The organism is Mycobacterium sp. 3-98 (assembly GCF_035918355.1).
Classification (GTDB): domain Bacteria; phylum Actinomycetota; class Actinomycetes; order Mycobacteriales; family Mycobacteriaceae; genus Mycobacterium; species Mycobacterium intracellulare.
The window spans coordinates 1,448,314-1,463,983 of the sequence record NZ_CP142360.1 but is presented as its reverse complement, the minus strand read 5'-3'; the positions used below and the strand labels follow the sequence as shown (position 1 = coordinate 1,463,983).

Annotated in this window: 12 protein-coding genes; 4 read left to right on the top strand and 8 right to left on the bottom strand. The window is 71.5% G+C overall.

From position 1 onward, the window contains the following. The first annotated feature begins 29 nt into the window (after positions 1-29). A complete protein-coding gene (locus QGN30_RS07165) occupies positions 30-2,693 on the top strand; it encodes an FHA domain-containing protein (protein WP_041787225.1) in 2,664 nt (887 codons plus the stop codon). Between the two features lie 36 nt (positions 2,694-2,729). Beyond that, positions 2,730-5,081 carry an ATP-binding cassette domain-containing protein gene (locus QGN30_RS07160; protein ID WP_038537436.1) on the top strand — a complete coding sequence of 784 codons (2,352 nt, stop codon included), beginning with the start codon at positions 2,730-2,732 and terminating at the stop codon, positions 5,079-5,081. Positions 5,082-5,084: 3 nt separating this feature from the next. Here QGN30_RS07160 and QGN30_RS07155 read toward each other — a convergent pair whose 3' ends face one another. The 6 genes from QGN30_RS07155 to QGN30_RS07130 form a co-directional block, all read right to left on the bottom strand. Continuing rightward, positions 5,085-5,654 (bottom strand): pentapeptide repeat-containing protein, encoded by a 570-nt coding sequence (locus QGN30_RS07155; RefSeq protein ID WP_014385737.1) that lies wholly within the window; start codon positions 5,652-5,654, stop codon positions 5,085-5,087. Further along, a complete protein-coding gene (locus QGN30_RS07150; protein WP_008260062.1) occupies positions 5,651-6,238 on the bottom strand; it encodes a GTP-binding protein in 588 nt (195 codons plus the stop codon). The genes QGN30_RS07155 and QGN30_RS07150 overlap by 4 nt, the downstream gene beginning before the upstream one ends. Then, a complete protein-coding gene (locus QGN30_RS07145; protein ID WP_009956846.1) occupies positions 6,219-6,602 on the bottom strand; it encodes a DUF742 domain-containing protein in 384 nt (127 codons plus the stop codon). Before QGN30_RS07145 ends, QGN30_RS07150 begins: the two co-directional genes overlap by 20 nt. Positions 6,603-6,608: 6 nt before the next feature. Further along, positions 6,609-7,010: a serine protease inhibitor gene (locus tag QGN30_RS07140; RefSeq protein ID WP_009956847.1), complete on the bottom strand. Its 402-nt coding sequence runs from the start codon at positions 7,008-7,010 to the stop codon at positions 6,609-6,611. Beyond that, entirely contained in the window at positions 7,007-9,802 is a 2,796-nt protein-coding gene (locus QGN30_RS07135) for a sensor histidine kinase (RefSeq protein WP_416188414.1), read from the bottom strand. Before QGN30_RS07135 ends, QGN30_RS07140 begins: the two co-directional genes overlap by 4 nt. A 250-nt stretch (positions 9,803-10,052) precedes the next feature. Continuing rightward, complete coding sequence (locus tag QGN30_RS07130; protein WP_008260070.1) at positions 10,053-10,658, bottom strand: class I SAM-dependent methyltransferase; 606 nt, start codon at positions 10,656-10,658, stop codon at positions 10,053-10,055. A 17-nt stretch (positions 10,659-10,675) separates the two neighbouring features. Between QGN30_RS07130 and QGN30_RS07125 the strand changes: the two genes are divergently transcribed. Together QGN30_RS07125 and QGN30_RS07120 are read left to right on the top strand one after the other, a co-directional pair. Next, a complete protein-coding gene (locus QGN30_RS07125) occupies positions 10,676-11,140 on the top strand; it encodes a tRNA (cytidine(34)-2'-O)-methyltransferase (protein ID WP_008260072.1) in 465 nt (154 codons plus the stop codon). 48 nt (positions 11,141-11,188) lie between these two features. Continuing rightward, positions 11,189-11,524: a YciI family protein gene (locus tag QGN30_RS07120; protein WP_008260074.1), complete on the top strand. Its 336-nt coding sequence runs from the start codon at positions 11,189-11,191 to the stop codon at positions 11,522-11,524. Between the two features lie 58 nt (positions 11,525-11,582). On the opposite strand, the gene QGN30_RS07115 is transcribed toward QGN30_RS07120, so the two are convergent. Continuing rightward, complete coding sequence (locus QGN30_RS07115; RefSeq protein ID WP_009956979.1) at positions 11,583-12,227, bottom strand: nitroreductase family protein; 645 nt, start codon at positions 12,225-12,227, stop codon at positions 11,583-11,585. Between the two features lie 106 nt (positions 12,228-12,333). Then, entirely contained in the window at positions 12,334-15,621 is a 3,288-nt protein-coding gene (locus QGN30_RS07110; RefSeq protein ID WP_248923227.1) for an error-prone DNA polymerase, read from the bottom strand. Positions 15,622-15,670 lie beyond the last annotated feature (49 nt).

The window sequence follows — 15,670 nt, the reverse complement described above, 5'->3', positions numbered from 1 at the left end:
CCACAGGGCCGCAAGCTACAGTTGTGGCGATGTCAGCACCAGCCCCGCCAGCGCTAACCGTCCATCACGAAGGGTCCGAACGTACCTTCGCAGCCGGCCACGATGTGGTCGTCGGGCGCGATCTGCGGGCCGACATGCGCATCACGCATCCGCTGATTTCGCGGGCCCACCTGTTGCTGCGTTTCGACCAGGGCAAGTGGCTGGCCATCGACAACGGTTCGCTCAACGGAACTTTCGTCAACGGCCGGCGCGTGCCGGTCGTCGAGATCCACGACGGGCAGACCCTCAACATCGGCAACCCCGACGGGCCGCTGCTGACGTTCGACGTCGGCCGCCACCAAGGCATGGCCGGGCGCCCACCCAAGACCGAATCGATGAACATCCCGGTGGCGGCCCCGCCGCAGCCGGCGGCGTGGTCGGCGCAACCGGGCCCGCCCGTCGCCGCTCCACCCGGGCCGCCGCCGCCTCCAGCCGGGCGCACGCCCAACTGGGCGGCGCCGCCGCGGCGGCCGCAGCCCGCTCCCCGGCCCGGCCCGGCGGGCCAAACCATGTACGGCGCCGGCGGTGGGCGACCGCCCGCCTACCCGCCCGCCGCGCCACCCCCGCCGCACAATTCCCCCCTGCAAGCACCCGTCCACAGCCCCCCGCCGGCGCAGCACATCCCCGCGCCCACCCGGGCCGCACCCGCCAACGCCAAGCCGCCCGAGGTGGCGAACCTGGCGACCAAGATGTTCCAGGCGCTGCGGCCGTCGCGGTCCGGCGCGATCCAGAAACCGGCCGGGTCGCAAACCATCGGGCGGGCCACCGACAACGACATCGTCATCCAGGACGTGCTCGCCTCGCGCCATCACGCGTTCTTGATCCAGACGCCGCTGGGCACCGAGATCCGCGACGCGCACAGCGTGAACGGCACCTTCGTCAACGGCGTCCGGGTCGGGTCCGCGGTGTTGACCGAGGGCGACGTGGTCACCATCGGCAACGTCGACCTGGTGTTCACGGGCGACGGCCTGGTCCGGCGCACCGAGGCGGCGACGCGGACCGGCGGCCTGGAGGTCAACTCCGTCTGCTACACCGTCGACCACGGCAAGCAGTTGCTCGACCACATCTCACTGACCGCCCGGCCCGGGACACTCACGGCCATCATCGGCGGTTCGGGCGCCGGGAAGACCACGCTGTCGCGGCTGATCGTCGGCTACACCAGCCCCACGTCGGGCACGGTGACCTTCGAGGGCCACAACATCCACACCGAGTACGCGTCCATGCGCAGCAGGATCGGGATGGTCCCCCAGGACGACGTCGTGCACCGCCAGCTCACGGTCAACCAGGCCCTCAACTACGCCGCCGAACTGCGCCTGCCGCCCGACACCAGCAAAGAGGAACGCGCCCGCGTCGTCGCCCAGGTGCTCGAGGAACTCGACATGACCCAGCACGCCGAGACGCGGGTCGACAAGCTCTCGGGCGGCCAGCGCAAGCGCGCCTCGGTCGCGCTCGAGCTGCTCACCCAGCCGTCGCTGCTGCTGCTCGACGAGCCGACGTCCGGGCTGGACCCGGCGCTGGACCGCCAGGTCATGCTGATGCTGCGCCAGCTCGCCGACGCGGGCCGCGTGGTGCTGGTGGTGACCCACTCGGTGTCCTACCTGGACGTGTGCGACCAGATCCTGCTGGTCGCGCCCGGCGGCAAGACCGCGTTCTGCGGGCCACCCGACCAGGTCGAGGCGGCCATGGGCACCCGCAACTGGGCCGACATCTTCGCCAAGGTGGGCGCCGACCCGGACGAGGCCAACCGACGCTTCAAGGAGCGCAATCAGCAGTCGTCGCAGCCGCCGACCCCGCAGAGCCCGGCGGACCTGGGCGAACCACCCCAAACCAACCTGTGGCGGCAGCTATCCACGATCGCGCGCCGCCAGGTTCGCCTCGTCGTGTCCGACCGTGGCTACACGATCTTCCTGGCGATCCTGCCGTTCCTCATCGGCGCGTTGTCGCTGACGGTGAAGGGCCCGCACCCCGGCCTCGGGCCGGCCGACCCGATGGGCCCCGCACCCACCCAGCCGCAGTACATCATGGTGCTGCTCAACATCGGCGCCGTCTTCATGGGCACCGCGCTGACCATCCGGGATCTCATCGGCGAGCGCGCCATCTTCAAGCGGGAGCAGGCCGTCGGCCTGTCGACCACCGCCTATCTGTTGGCCAAGATCGCGGTGTTCTGCGTCTTCGCCACGGGCCAGGCGGCGATCGCGACCATCATCGTGCGGCTGGGGAAGGGCGCGCCGACCGCGCACCCGCAGTTCTTCGGCAACTCCACCTTCTCGCTGTTCGTCACCGTCGCGGGCACCTGTGTGGCCTCGGCCATGCTCGGCCTGCTGCTGTCGGCGCTGGCGCAGTCCAACGAGCAGATCATGCCGCTGCTGGTGGTGTCGATCATGTCGCAGCTGGTGTTCTCCAGCGGGATGATCCCGGTGTATCAGCGCATCGGGCTGGAACAGCTGGCGTGGTTGACGCCCGCCCGCTGGGGCTACGCGGCGGGCGCGTCCTCGATCGACTTCCCGTCGCTGGTGAAGGTCAAGCAGATCCCCACCAACGATCCGATCTGGCAGCACTCGAAGCACATCTTCGTCTTCGACATGGCCATGCTCACGCTGCTCTCGATCGCCTACACCGGCATCGTGCGCTGGCACATCCGGCTGAAACGCTGAGGCGGCTCTCAGGCGGCGACCCTAATCTGGGATGCGATGACCCGACCTGCCCAGCCCCTGCTGACGGCGCGATCCGAGCACTCGCAGGGCAGCTTCACCGCCGGCCGCGACGTCGTCGTCGGCAACGACCTGCGCGCCGACCTGCGGGTCGCGCACCCGTTGATCGCCCGCGCGCACCTGCTGTTGCGCTTCGATCGGGGCCGGTGGCTCGCGGTCGACAACAACACGCTCAACGGCGTCTACCTCGACGGCCGGCGGGTGCCGGTCGTCGACATTCGCGACGGCCAGAGCATCAACATCGGCAAGCCCGACGGCCCGCGGATCACCTTCGAAGTGGGACGGCCGCCCGCACGCTCGTTTCGCCGCAGGGACGCCGGGCGCACCGCGCCGCAGCCGCCGGCCGACGCCGGGGAGTTCCCCACCACCCGGGTCGCCGTCGCGGGACCCGAAGCCGATCGCCGGCCGGTGACCGGGCGGGCCGCCTGGATCGGCCGCGCGCTCGACAACGACATCGTCATCCACGACGTGCTGGCTTCGCGCCGCCACGCCTTCTTGACGCCGACGCCGGCCGGCCCCGAGATCCGCGACGCGAACAGCAGCAACGGCACCTTCGTCAACGGGGTCAGGGTCGCCTCGGCGGCGCTGTCCGAGGGCGACGTGGTGACGATCGGCAACGTCGACCTGGTGTTGCGCGGCGGCGCGCTGGTTCGCCTGCAGGAGGCGGCGACCCGCGCCGGCGGCCTCGAGGTGCGCGAGGTCAACTTCGCCATCGGTGACAAGCGCCTGCTGGAACGGATCTCGCTGACCGCCCGCCCCGGCACACTGACCGCGCTCATCGGTGGCTCCGGCGCGGGCAAGACGACGCTGTCGCGGCTGATCGCCGGGTACGCCACCCCGACGTCGGGCTCGGTCACCTTCGAGGGCCACGACATCCACACCGAGTACGCGTCGCTGCGCACCCGGATCGGGATGGTCCCCCAAGACGACGTCGTGCACCGGCAGCTCACGGTCAGCCAGGCCCTCGGATACGCCGCCGAGCTGCGCCTGCCGCCGGACACCAGCAAAGCCGACCGGGGCCGGGTCGTCGCCGAGGTTCTCGACGAGCTCGGCCTGACCGAGCACGCGAACACCCGGGTCGACAGGCTCTCCGGCGGGCAGCGCAAGCGCGCGTCGGTGGCGCTCGAGCTGCTCACCGGGCCGTCGCTGCTGATCCTCGACGAACCCACGTCGGGCCTGGACCCCGCGCTGGATCTGCAGGTCATGACGATGCTGCGGCAACTCGCCGACGCAGGCCGCGTCGTGCTGGTGGTGACGCACTCGCTGACCTACCTCGACGTCTGCGACCAGGTGTTGCTGATGGCGCCGGGCGGCAAGACGGCGTTCCTGGGTCCGCCCGCCCAGATCGGTCCCGCCATGGGAACCACCAACTGGGCGCACATCTTCGCGAAGGTGGGCGCCGACCCGGACGAGGCCAATCGCCGCTTTCTGGCCCAGAACAGACCGCCGCCCCCGCGGCGCACCCAGGCGCCGGCCGAGCTCGGCGCGCCGCCGCGCACCAGCAAGCGCCACCAGTTCTCCACCATCGCGCGCCGACAGGTCCGGCTGGTGGTGTCCGACCGCGCCTATTTCGTGTTCCTGGCCGTGCTGCCGTTCGTCATGGGCGCGCTGTCGCTGACCGTTCCCGGCAGCGCCGGCTTCGGCTACGCCGACCCGGCCGGCGAGTCGGCGGGCGAGGCCGGGATGATCCTGACCCTGCTCACCATGGCGGCCGCGTTCATGGGCACCGCGCTGACCATCCGCGACCTCATCGGGGAGCGGCCGATCTTTCGGCGCGAACAGGCCGTCGGCCTGTCGACCACCGCGTACCTGCTGGCCAAGGTCGCGGTGTTCTGCGGGTTCGCCGTCGCCCAGGCGGCCATCGCCACCGCCATCGTGGTGCTGGGCAAGGGGCCGCCGACGCGACCCGCGGTGCTGCTCGGTCCCTCTAGCTCGGCGGCCACCGTCGAGCTGTTCGTCGCCGTCGCGGCGACGTGTGTGGCCGCGGCGATGCTGGGCCTGCTGCTCTCGGCGCTCGCCCGCACGGGCGAGCAGGTGATGCCGATGCTGGTGGTGTCACTGATGATGCAGATGGTGCTCTGCGGTGGGATGGTGCCGGTCACCGACCGGATCCTTCTGGACCAGGCGTCCTGGCTGATGCCGTCGCGGTGGGGATACGCCGCGCAAGGGGCGACCGTCGACCTGTGGGCGGTCTCGCCCGGCCCGCAAAGTCCCCGGGACAGCCATTCCCAGCACGCGCCGGCGGCCTGGCTGCTCGACATGGGCATGCTCGCGGCGCTCTCGGTCGGCTATGGCGCGCTGGTGCGCTGGCGCATCCGGCTCGCGCGCTGAACCTCAGCCGTCGTCGTGCGGGCCCCCATCCAGTCGAAGCCCGTGCGCCAGCGCGAAGGCCACCGCCTGGTCGACGTCGACGCGGGCGCCGGCCAGCGACGCGGTCGTCCACAACCCGGGGTCGGCGGTGGTGCCGCGCAGATCGGCGCCGTCGAGCCGGGCGCCGGCGGTCCGCGCGCCACGCAGGTCCGCGCCGCGCAGCACGGCCTTGCGCAGGTCGGCCTCCACCAGGCTGGCCTCCCGCAGCCGGCAGCCGCTGAAGTCGACGCCCCGCAGGTCGATGCCGGCGAGCACGGCGAGCGTGAAATCCACCTCGTCGAACGTGATCGGCCGCAGCCGGCACTGCACGAACACCGACCCCAGCATCGAGCATTGGGCAAAAGAGCTGTGCCACAACGACGTCCGGTGAAACGAGCAGTTGCGGAAGGCCGAGCCGCGGTGCTGCGACTCGGCCAGGTTGGCGCCGCTGAAATTGCATTCGGTGAACACGGTCCGCTCGGTCCGCAAGCGGCTCAGGTCTTCGTCGGTGAAGTCGTGGCCGTCGAACTCGCGGTCGACCCACTCCTCGCTCAATTGGGCGTCAGGGTGGCCAGGGCGTATTCGCTGACCGCGATCAGGGCGTCGGTCGCCGACCGGCGGTCGCGGGCGTCGACCGTGATCACCGGGATGTGCGGGGGCAGGGTCAGCGCTTCGCGCACCTCGGCGACCGGGTAGCGCGGGGCCCCGTCGAACTCGTTGACCGCGACCAGGAACGGCAGGTTGCGGTGCTCGAAGAAGTCCACGGCGGCGAAGCTGTCCTGCAGGCGCCGGCAGTCGACCAGCACCACCGCCCCGATGGCGCCGCGGACCAGGTCGTCCCACATGAACCAGAAGCGGCGCTGCCCCGGCGTGCCGAACAGGTAGAGCACCAGGTCTTCGGCCAGGGTGATCCGGCCGAAGTCCATCGCGACGGTGGTGGTCCGCTTGTCCGGGGTGGCCTCGAGGGCGTCGACGCCGGTCGAGGCGTCGGTCAGCATCGCCTCGGTGCGCAGCGGCATGATCTCCGACACCGCCCCGACGAAGGTGGTCTTGCCGGCGCCGAATCCGCCGGCGATCACGATCTTCGTCGACGCGTGCGCGCCGGAATCTTGCTGCACCTCAGAGTGCGCGTAAGCCACGCAGGGTCCTTCCTATGAGTTCGTGACGCTCATCTCGGGTCGAACGCTCGGACAACGTCCTGTGCACCCGAAGGTAGCCGGACAGCACCAGATCCCCGACGAGGACGCGCGCGACGCCGAGCGGCAGGTCCAGCCGGGCCGAAATTTCGGCGACCGACGGGCTCGGCGGGCCCTGGCCGCACAGCTGGATGATTCTGCCCCGCGCGTCGTTGGGCGGATACCGGTGGGGGGCGCCGGGCTGCAGAGTCTGCAGCGGCGCCTCCAGGGGGAGCTCGACGTTGGTGTCGGTCCGGCCGGACGTCAGGGTGTACGGGCGGACCAGGTTCCCCTTACGGTGTGCGGGCCAGCTCTCGGGGGTGTCCATCGCGGCTCACGAGTGGGCGGCGGACCGGCGGGTCGACTGCACCACGCCCCCGACCCGTTCGACGAGGACGGCCATCTCGTAGCCGATCTGACCGATGTCGCACGACGTCACGGCGAGCGTCGCGAGATGCGAGCCATCCCCGACGCGCATCAACAGCAGGTAGCCGTTGGCCATCTCGACGACCGACTGCAGCACCTGCCCGCCCTCGAACAGCTGCGCGGCGCCGGTCGCCAGGCTGGCCAGCCCGGAGGCGACGGCGGCCAGCTGGTCGGCGCGTTCCCTGGGCAGGTGCTCGCTGGCGGCGATGGGCAGCCCGTCGACGGACACCAGCAGCGCGTGCGCGACGCCGGGGACCTCGCGGGCGAACCTGGTCACCAGCCAGTCCAGTGAGTTGTCGGGGGAGGTCATTGTTCGTCGGGTCCTTGCTCCGTGTCACGGGCATGCGAGCGTCCGCTGCGCACGCCGCCGAAATGGTTGCTGAACGAGGCGCGCACCGCCTCGGGGTCGCGGGTGACGGCCGCGTGCTGCGGCTCCCGGTGCGATCTGCCGTTCTGGCCGTGCTCGGGCTCGTCCCGTTCGGCCAGACCCGTTGCGTTGGCGCCGCCGGGCACCAGCCGGGCGCCGGGCGTGCGCACCGGCAGGCCGTGGTCGGTGGTGTGCGACTCGACGGGCTTGTCCTCGGCGGCCGCCGCCAGGGTCCAGCCGCGGTCCCATACCGACTGCCAGTCCAGGTCGGGGCTGTTGACCAGGTCGTGCGGGTCGCCCAGCATCTCCGAGAGCATCCGCCGGTAGATGACGTCATCGTCGGTCGCCGGGTCGGCGGGCTTGTCTTGCCGGGGTTCGCGGGGCCGGGCGGCGAAGAAGGCCGAGGTGTCCGATGCCGCCCGCACCGGCGGAGCCGGCGCCGGTTCGGGCGCGGGCTCCGGCGCGGGCGTGGGCTGCGGTGGTGGCTCCGGTGCGGCCTCGGGCTCGGCGGGCCTGGCGGCCGGCGCGGCCTGGGGCGCGTTTTCCCACCAGGGGGTCGCGAGCTCGCGGCGCCGCCGCGGGGGCGGTGGTTCGGCGGGCGGGGTCGGGACGTCGGTGATGCCGCTGGAACCCGGGTTGCGGCGCGGCAGCAGGGTGACCGACGGCCCGGGCGCGGGCGGGGCGTTGCGGGCCGCCGGCTCGCGCGTGCCGTCGTGCCGCCGCGCGTCGTCGGCGGGCGGGGGCGCGGCGATCGCGCTGGCGAGTTTGGCGCTCGGAGACGACACCGCCCGAATGTGCCGGGGCGCAGCCGATTCCGCGGCGGCCAGGCCGGTGAGGACCGTCGGCGGCAGGTAGATCTCGGCGGTGGTGCCCGTACCCGTCTCGTTGGCCGCGGGGCCGCGCAGCCCCACCCGGATGCCGTGCCGGCCCGCGATCCGGCCCACCACGAACAGCCCCATGTGGCGCGCGTTGTCGGGGCTGACGTCGCCGCCGGCCTGCAGGCGCATGTTGGCGATGCGGCGGTCGGCGTCGTTCATCCCCAGACCGGAGTCGGCGATCCGCACCACGACCCCGCCGTCACCGCCGCGGGACGCCGAGACCCGCACCGACGTCGTCGGCGGCGAGTAGCGCAGGGCGTTGTCGATCAGCTCGGCGAACAGGTGGATGGCGCCGCCCGCGGCCGCGCCCACCAGCGCGCACTCGGGCAGCCCGGCGATCTCGACGCGGCGATAGTCCTCGACCTCGGATACCGCGGCGTTGATCACCGTGGCCAGCGGCACCGGGTCGCGCTGGTCGCGCGCGAGCTGCGCGCCGGCCAGCACCAGCAGGTTGGCGCTGTTGCGGCGCAGCCGGGCGGCCAGGTGGTCCAGCCGGAACAGGCTGTCGAGGCGTTCGGGGTTCTCCTCGTTGCGCTCCAGCCGGTCGATGAGCGCCAGCTGCTGGTCGACCAGCGACCGGCTGCGCCGCGACATGGTCTCGAACATGTCGTTGACCAGCAGCCGCAACCGCGCCTCGTCGCCGGCCAGCAGCAGGGCCTGGGTGTGCAGTTCGTCGACGGCGTGGGCGACCTGACCGATCTCCTCGGTCGTGTAGACCGGCAGCGGCGTCGGAATCGGTTCGGCCCCACCGGCTTTCACCCGGGCGACCTCCTCCTCGAGATCGGTGTGGGCGACCTTGAGCGCGCCGTCGCGCAGGATGCGCAGCGGCCGCACCAACGCGCGCGCCACCAGCAGCACCACGACCAGAGCGATGACGATCGCCGCCAGCACCAACACGGTGTCGAGGATCGCGGCGCTGCGCCGGTCGGCGGCCTGGGCGTGCACCGCCTTGGTCACTGAGGCGGTGACGTTCTTGATGACCTGGTCGGCGATGTCGTCGGTGGCTTGGACGGACCGCAGCAGGTCCGCGTTGTCGACGAGCACGCTGGCCGGGTCGGACATGATCGCCATCCGGGCCACCATCTGCTGTTGCAGCGTCTTGGCCTCGGGCGATCCCGCCCCGAGCACTTCGCTCATGCCGAACAGCGTCGACGGTTCGGTGCCCGCCAGGGTGGCCATCGAGGTGCGCAGCTGCGGCTCGGGCAGTTCGGCCCCGCGGGTGATGAGGATCTTCTGCATCGTCATCTGCCCGCGCGCGCCGACCGCCCGGCTCAACCCCTGCGCCTGGGCGCGGATGTGCTCGTCGTCGACCCGCACCGAGGCGTTGATGACGTCTTCGGCCGTCAACAGGATCGGCGCGTACAGGGTCACCCGCTCCCGCAGACCGAGGCCGCTGTCAGACGCCTTGCTCACCAGCATCTGGCCGGCGTCGAGCAGCGTGTTGACGCCCGATCGGACATCGTCGGTGACGTCGGTGTCGGCCAGCCGGCCCTGCAGTTCGCCTTTGCGGGCCTCGTAGTTCTTTTTGGCGCCCTCGACGTCGCGCCCGGCGGAGCCGGCCTGCAGCGCGACGTCCAGGGCCGACATGTATTTGGTGATCACCGGGACCACGTCGGCGCGGGTGGCGGCCAGTTTCAGGCGCGCCGCGCTGTCCATCGCGGTGTCGATGCGAAGCACACCGAAAACCGTCACCAAGATCAGCGGCACCAGCACGATCGCCAGCACCTTCCAACCGACCGGCCAGTTGCTCAGCGACCAGGCGGGCGAGCGTTTGGCCGCCGCGTCGGCGCCGGGAACCGGTGCGGGCGGGGCGGCATCCGCCTCGGCCGCGCCGGCCGGGCGGGCGAACATGGTCACGTCATCGCGGCCGCATGACCGGCCGCCGCGCTGACCCTGAGCGCTGAACAAAACGAGAGGCTCATGAAACTTCCTGCTTTATTTCCACCCGCCCCGCGCCAGATAGGCGCGCGCGTGTAAGTGTGGCAATCCGACGAGTATGACAGCCCGCGGCCCAGCCCACCAGAATCGTTACTGAGCAGACAGGTCCCTCCAAGGTGGCGCCGCGCGCCCGCGGTCGGTCCTGGCAAACACCGGTCCCGCGAAAACGCTAGGCGGGCCGAAGGATTGCGACCAGGAAGTCGGAGTCGTCGGTGAACGGCCGCAGATCCCAGGTGGACAGCAGCACGTCGATCGCGAATCCCGCGTCGACCGCGTCGTTCAGAAACACGTCGAAGTCATAGTCGCGCCCGGCGCCGAAGCCGATCGCCGCGCGACCGTCGCCGGCGACGTGGGCGCGCAGCCGGCTCAGCACTCGGACCCGGGTGCTGGGGGCCAGAAACGTCATGACGTTGCCGGCGGAGACGATGACGTCGAACGGGTCGGCGATGCCGCGCGCGGGCAGGTCGAGCTCGGCGAGGTCGCCGACCAGCCAGCGCGGGCCGGGATGGTCCTGTTCGGCCGCGGCGATGAGCGCGGGGTCGACGTCCACGCCGACCACCCGGTGGCCGGCGCCGGCCAGGTAGCCGCCCAACCGGCCGGGCCCGCAGCCGGCGTCGAGGATGCGGGCGCCGCGGGGGGCCATGGCGTCCACGAAGCGGGCCTCGCCGGCCAGGTCGTCACCCGCGCGGGCCATGGCGCGGAACCGCTCGATATACCAATGCGAATGCCCGGGATCGGCAGCGACCTTCTGCATCCAAATGCTCTGCTCGACCATGCGACCATTATCGCGTTGTGTTCAAGCTGATGTTCTACTCCCCGCGCATCGCCCCCAATACGGGCAACGCCATCCGCACGGCGGCGGCGACGGGTTGCGAATTGCATCTGGTCGAGCCGATGGGATTCGACCTGTCCGAACCCAAGCTGCGACGGGCGGGGCTGGACTACCACGACCTGGCCTCGGTCACCGTGCACGCCTCGTTGGCGGCGGCCTGGGACGCGCTGTCGCCCGAGCGGGTCTTCGCGTTCACCTCGCACGCGCCCACCTCGTTCGCGCAGGTGCGCTACCGCGCGGGCGACGTGCTGATGTTCGGCCCCGAGCCCACCGGGCTGGACGCGGCGACGCTGGCCGACCCGCACATCACCGGGCAGGTCCGCATCCCGATGCTGGCGGGCCGGCGCTCGCTGAACCTGTCCAACGCCGCGGCGGTCGCCGTCTACGAGGCGTGGCGCCAGCACGAGTACGCCGGGGCGACCTAGGTCGCGATCGCCGCGGTGAGTTTCGCGCCCGCGGGAAGTCAGCACGGCATGGCTACCTTCATCACCATCGGTTACGGGGACGCGGCCGGGTACCACCGCGTGAGCGACGAGTGCAGGCAGGCCGCGCACGCGCGCGATGACGCGCTGCGCGCCGCGGGTGCCCTCATCGGGACCGCCGGACACCCCGTTCAGGTGCGCAATCCGGACGGCGCCGGCGTGCGGATCGAGCCCGGGCCCTATCTGCATTCGGCGCTGCCGATTGCCGGGTTCGCGGTCTTGGAGGCCGACGATCTCGACGCGGCGATCGAGCGGGTGAGCCAGACCCCGTGCGCCGTCGCGCACGGGGTCGTCGAGGTGTGGCCGCTGATGTCCTGGCCGACCTAGCTCTCTTGATCGTGGCGACCCGCCGCGCCCGGCTACGTCGCCCGCGCGAACGCCGCGGTCACCAGCTGTTCCAGTGCGTGACCTGCTCGGCGGGCAGCCGCTTGGCCGGGCGGAAGTCGGTGCCCTTGGTGTAGGCGATCGGGAACAGGCCGCCCTGGCTGTAACGGTCGCGCGGGATGCCCACGATGTCGGCGACCTGTTGCTCGCCGTCGCGCAGCAGGTGCAGCGTCGTCCAGCACGACCCCAGTCCCCGCGAGCGCAGCGCCAGGCAGAAGCTCCAGACCGCCGGGAACAGCGACGCCCAGAACGACACCCCACCCAACGGCGACTTGTCCGGGCGGCCCTCGAGGCAGGGGATCAACAGCACCGGCGCCTCGTGCATGTGCTCGGCGAGGTAGGTGGCGGAATCGCGGACCGCGCCCATCCGCTCGCCGCGGGTGTCCCCGTCGGGGTACGCGGCCCCCGGAGCGCTGAGGTAGCCGCGGGCGTTGGCCAGGTAGACGTCGGCGATCGCCTTCTTCTTCTCGGCGTCCTCGACGAAGACCCACTGCCAGCCCTGCGCGTTGGACCCGGTGGGCGCCTGCAGCGCGAGTTCGAGGCATTCCCTGAGCACGTCGCGGCTGACCGGCTTGTCGAAGTCGAGGCGCTTGCGGACCGAGCGGGTGGTGGTGAGGACTTCGTCGACGGACAGGTTGAGGGTCATGGGTGGAGACTACCGACGCGGCGGGCCGGCCGGTTCACGCCGAACGTGCACTCACGGCGACGATTCGGCGGAGTCTGCGCCCTGAGTGCACGTTCGGCGTGGCACGTCAGCGGAAATCGCGGGACTTCGAGCCGACCGCCAGGGTGATGCGGCCCAACCGCTCGGCGACGACGGTGATCGCGCCGGTGGCGTTTTGGACCTGCCCGCGCACCAGCAGCGCCGGCGCCGAGTTCGCCAGCTTGCGATGCCGCGCCCACACCCCCGGCGCGCAGAGCACGTTGACCATCCCGGTCTCGTCCTCCAGGTTCAGGAACGTCACCCCCTGGGCCGTGCCGGGGCGCTGCCGGTGGGTCACCGCCCCGGCGATCAGCACGCGGTCGCCGTCGGGCACCGATCCCAGCTTCTCGGCGGGCACCACCCCCATCGCGTCCAGGTCTTCCCGCAGGAACTGCGTCGGGTAGCTGTCCGGGGAGATGCCGGTGGCCCACACGTCGGCGGCGGCCAGTTCCAGCTCACTCATCCCCGGCAACGCCGGGACGTGCGAGGACGAGCCCACCCCGGGCAGGCGGCCCGGCCGCTGGGTGGCCGCCGCCCCGGCCGCCCACAGCCCCTCGCGCCGGGACATGCCGAAGCAGGCAAAGGCCCCGGCGGTGGCCAGCGCCTCGGTCTGCGGCACGCTCAATTGCAGCCGTGACGTCACATCCAGCAGGGAGGCGAAGGGGCCGTTGGCCTTTCGCTCCTCGACCAGTTGCTCGGCCAGGTCGTCGCCGATATGGCGGACCGCACCCAGACCGAGCCGGACCTCGGTTCCCGTGTTTTCCAGGGTGGCGTGCGCCAGGCTGGCGTTGACGTCCGGGCCGTGCACGGTCACGCCGTGCCGGCGCGCATCGGCCACCAGCGACTGCGGCGAGTAGAAACCCATCGGCTGGGCGCGCAGCAGCGCGGCGCAGAACGCCGCCGGGTGGTGCAGCTTGAACCACGACGAGTAGAACACCAGCGACGCGAAGCTCAGCGCGTGGCTTTCCGGGAAACCGAAATTGGCGAACGCCTCCAGCTTTTCGTAGGTCCGGTCGATCACCTCGTCGGGTGCGCCGTGCAGCGCGCGCATGCCCTCGTAGAACCGGCCGCGCAGCCGCCGCATGCGTTCGGTGGAGCGCTTGGACCCCATGGCGCGGCGCAGCTGATCGGCCTCGGCGGCGGAAAACCCGGCGCAGTCGACCGCGAGTTGCATCAGCTGCTCCTGAAAAAGCGGCACCCCCAACGTCTTTCGCAGCGCCGGTTCCATGGACGGGTGGTCGTAGACCACCGGGTCCTCACCGTTACGCCGCCGGATGTAGGGGTGCACCGACCCGCCCTGGATCGGGCCGGGACGGATCAGCGCGACCTCCACCACCAGGTCGTAGAACACCCGCGGCTTCAGCCGCGGCAGCGTGGCCATCTGCGCGCGCGACTCCACCTGGAACACGCCGACGGAGTCGGCGCGGGCCAGCATCTCGTACACCGCCGGCTCGGAGAGGTCCAGGCGGGCCAGGTCCACCTCGATCCCCTTGTGCTCGGCCACCAGGTCGATGGCGTAGTGCAGCGCCGAGAGCATGCCCAGCCCGAGCAGGTCGAACTTCACCAAACCGATTGCCGCGCAGTCGTCTTTGTCCCATTGCAGGACGCTGCGGTTCTCCATCCGCGCCCACTCCACCGGGCACACGTCGGCGATCGGGCGGTCGCAGATCACCATGCCGCCGGAGTGAATGCCCATGTGCCGCGGCAGGTTCCGGATCTGGTTCGCCAGGTCGATCACCGGCTCGGGGATGTCCTCGACCTCCGGCGAGTCCGCCAGCCCGCCCCAGTGGCTGATCTGCTTGCTCCACGCGTCCTGCTGGCCCTGCGAGAAGCCCAGGGCGCGGGCCATGTCGCGCACCGCGATCTTTCCCCGGTAGGTGATGACGTTGGCGACCTGGGCGGCGTAGTCCCGGCCGTATTTGTCGTACACGTACTGGATGACCTTTTCGCGCTGGTCGGACTCGATGTCCATGTCGATGTCGGGTGGCCCGTCGCGGGCCGGCGACAGGAAGCGCTCGAACAGCAGCTCGTTGGCCACCGGGTCGACGGCGGTGACGCCGAGGGCGTAGCAGACCGCGGAGTTGGCCGCCGATCCCCTGCCCTGGCACAGGATGTTGTTGTCCCGGCAGAACCGGGCGATGTCGTGCACCACCAGGAAGTAGCCCGGAAACTGCAGCTGGGCAATGACTTTGAGCTCATGCTCGATCTGTGCGTAGGCGCGCGGTGCGCTCGGACCGTAGCGGTCGCGCGCGCCGGCCATGGTCAGCTGCCGCAGCCAGCTGCCCTCGGTGTGCCCGTCGGGCACGTCGAACGGCGGCAGCTGGGGTGCGATGAGCGCCAGCCCGAACGCGCACTGCTCGCCCAGTTCGGCGGCCGCGGTCACCACGTCGGGGCCCCCAGCGAACAGCCGGGCCATCTCCGCGCCGGAGCGCAGGTGCGAACCGCCCAGCGGGGCCAGCCACCCGGCGGCCGAATCCAGGGACTCCCGGGCCCGGATGGCGCCCATCGCCATGGCCAGCCGGCGCCGCGACGGCCCCGCGAAATGCGCGCCGGTGGTGGCGACGACGCCGACCCCGAAGCGCGGGGCCAGCGCGGCCAGCACCGCATTGCGTTCGTCGTCGAACGGTTGCCCGTGATGGGTCAACTCGACGCTGACCCTTTGCGCACCGAACCGGTCCACCAGGTCGGCCAGCGCCCGCTCGGCGGCGTCCGGACCACCGTCGGAAAGCGCTTGGCGCACATGGCCTTTGCGACACCCGGTCAGGATGTGCCAGTGCCCGCCGGCGGCCTCGGTCAGCGCGTCGAAATCGTAACGGGGCTTGCCCTTCTCGCCGCCGGCCAGGTGCGCCGCGGCCAGCTGCCGCGACAGCCGCCGGTAACCCTCGGGGCCGCGGGCCAGCACCAGCAGGTGCGGGCCGGCCGGGTCCGGCCGCTCGGTGCGGGCCTCACCGCCCAGCGACAGTTCGGCGCCGAACACGGTACGCATGTCGAGCTCGGCGGCCGCCTCGGCGAACCGCACCGCCCCGTACAGGCCGTCGTGGTCGGTGAGCGCCAGGGCGCGCAGGCCCAGCCGGGCCGCCTCCTCGACCAGTTCCTCGGGCGTGCTAGCCCCGTCTAGGAAGCTGAACGCCGAATGCGCATGCAGTTCGGCATACGGAACGGAACGGGCGGCGGACGGGCGGGGTGCCCGGCCGTCCCCCGGCGGCCGGTACGTGGCGCGCTTGCGCGACAGGGGGGCGTCCTCGGGAAGGCCCGCCGGCTCACCGGCACGGCGCGGCTTGCTGTCGAGCACCCGCTCCATTTCCGCCCAGCTCGGCGGCCCGTTGAACCAGCCCACACGCGCAGTCTATCGAAAATATGTTCGATAGAGGTCGCCGTGAGAGGGT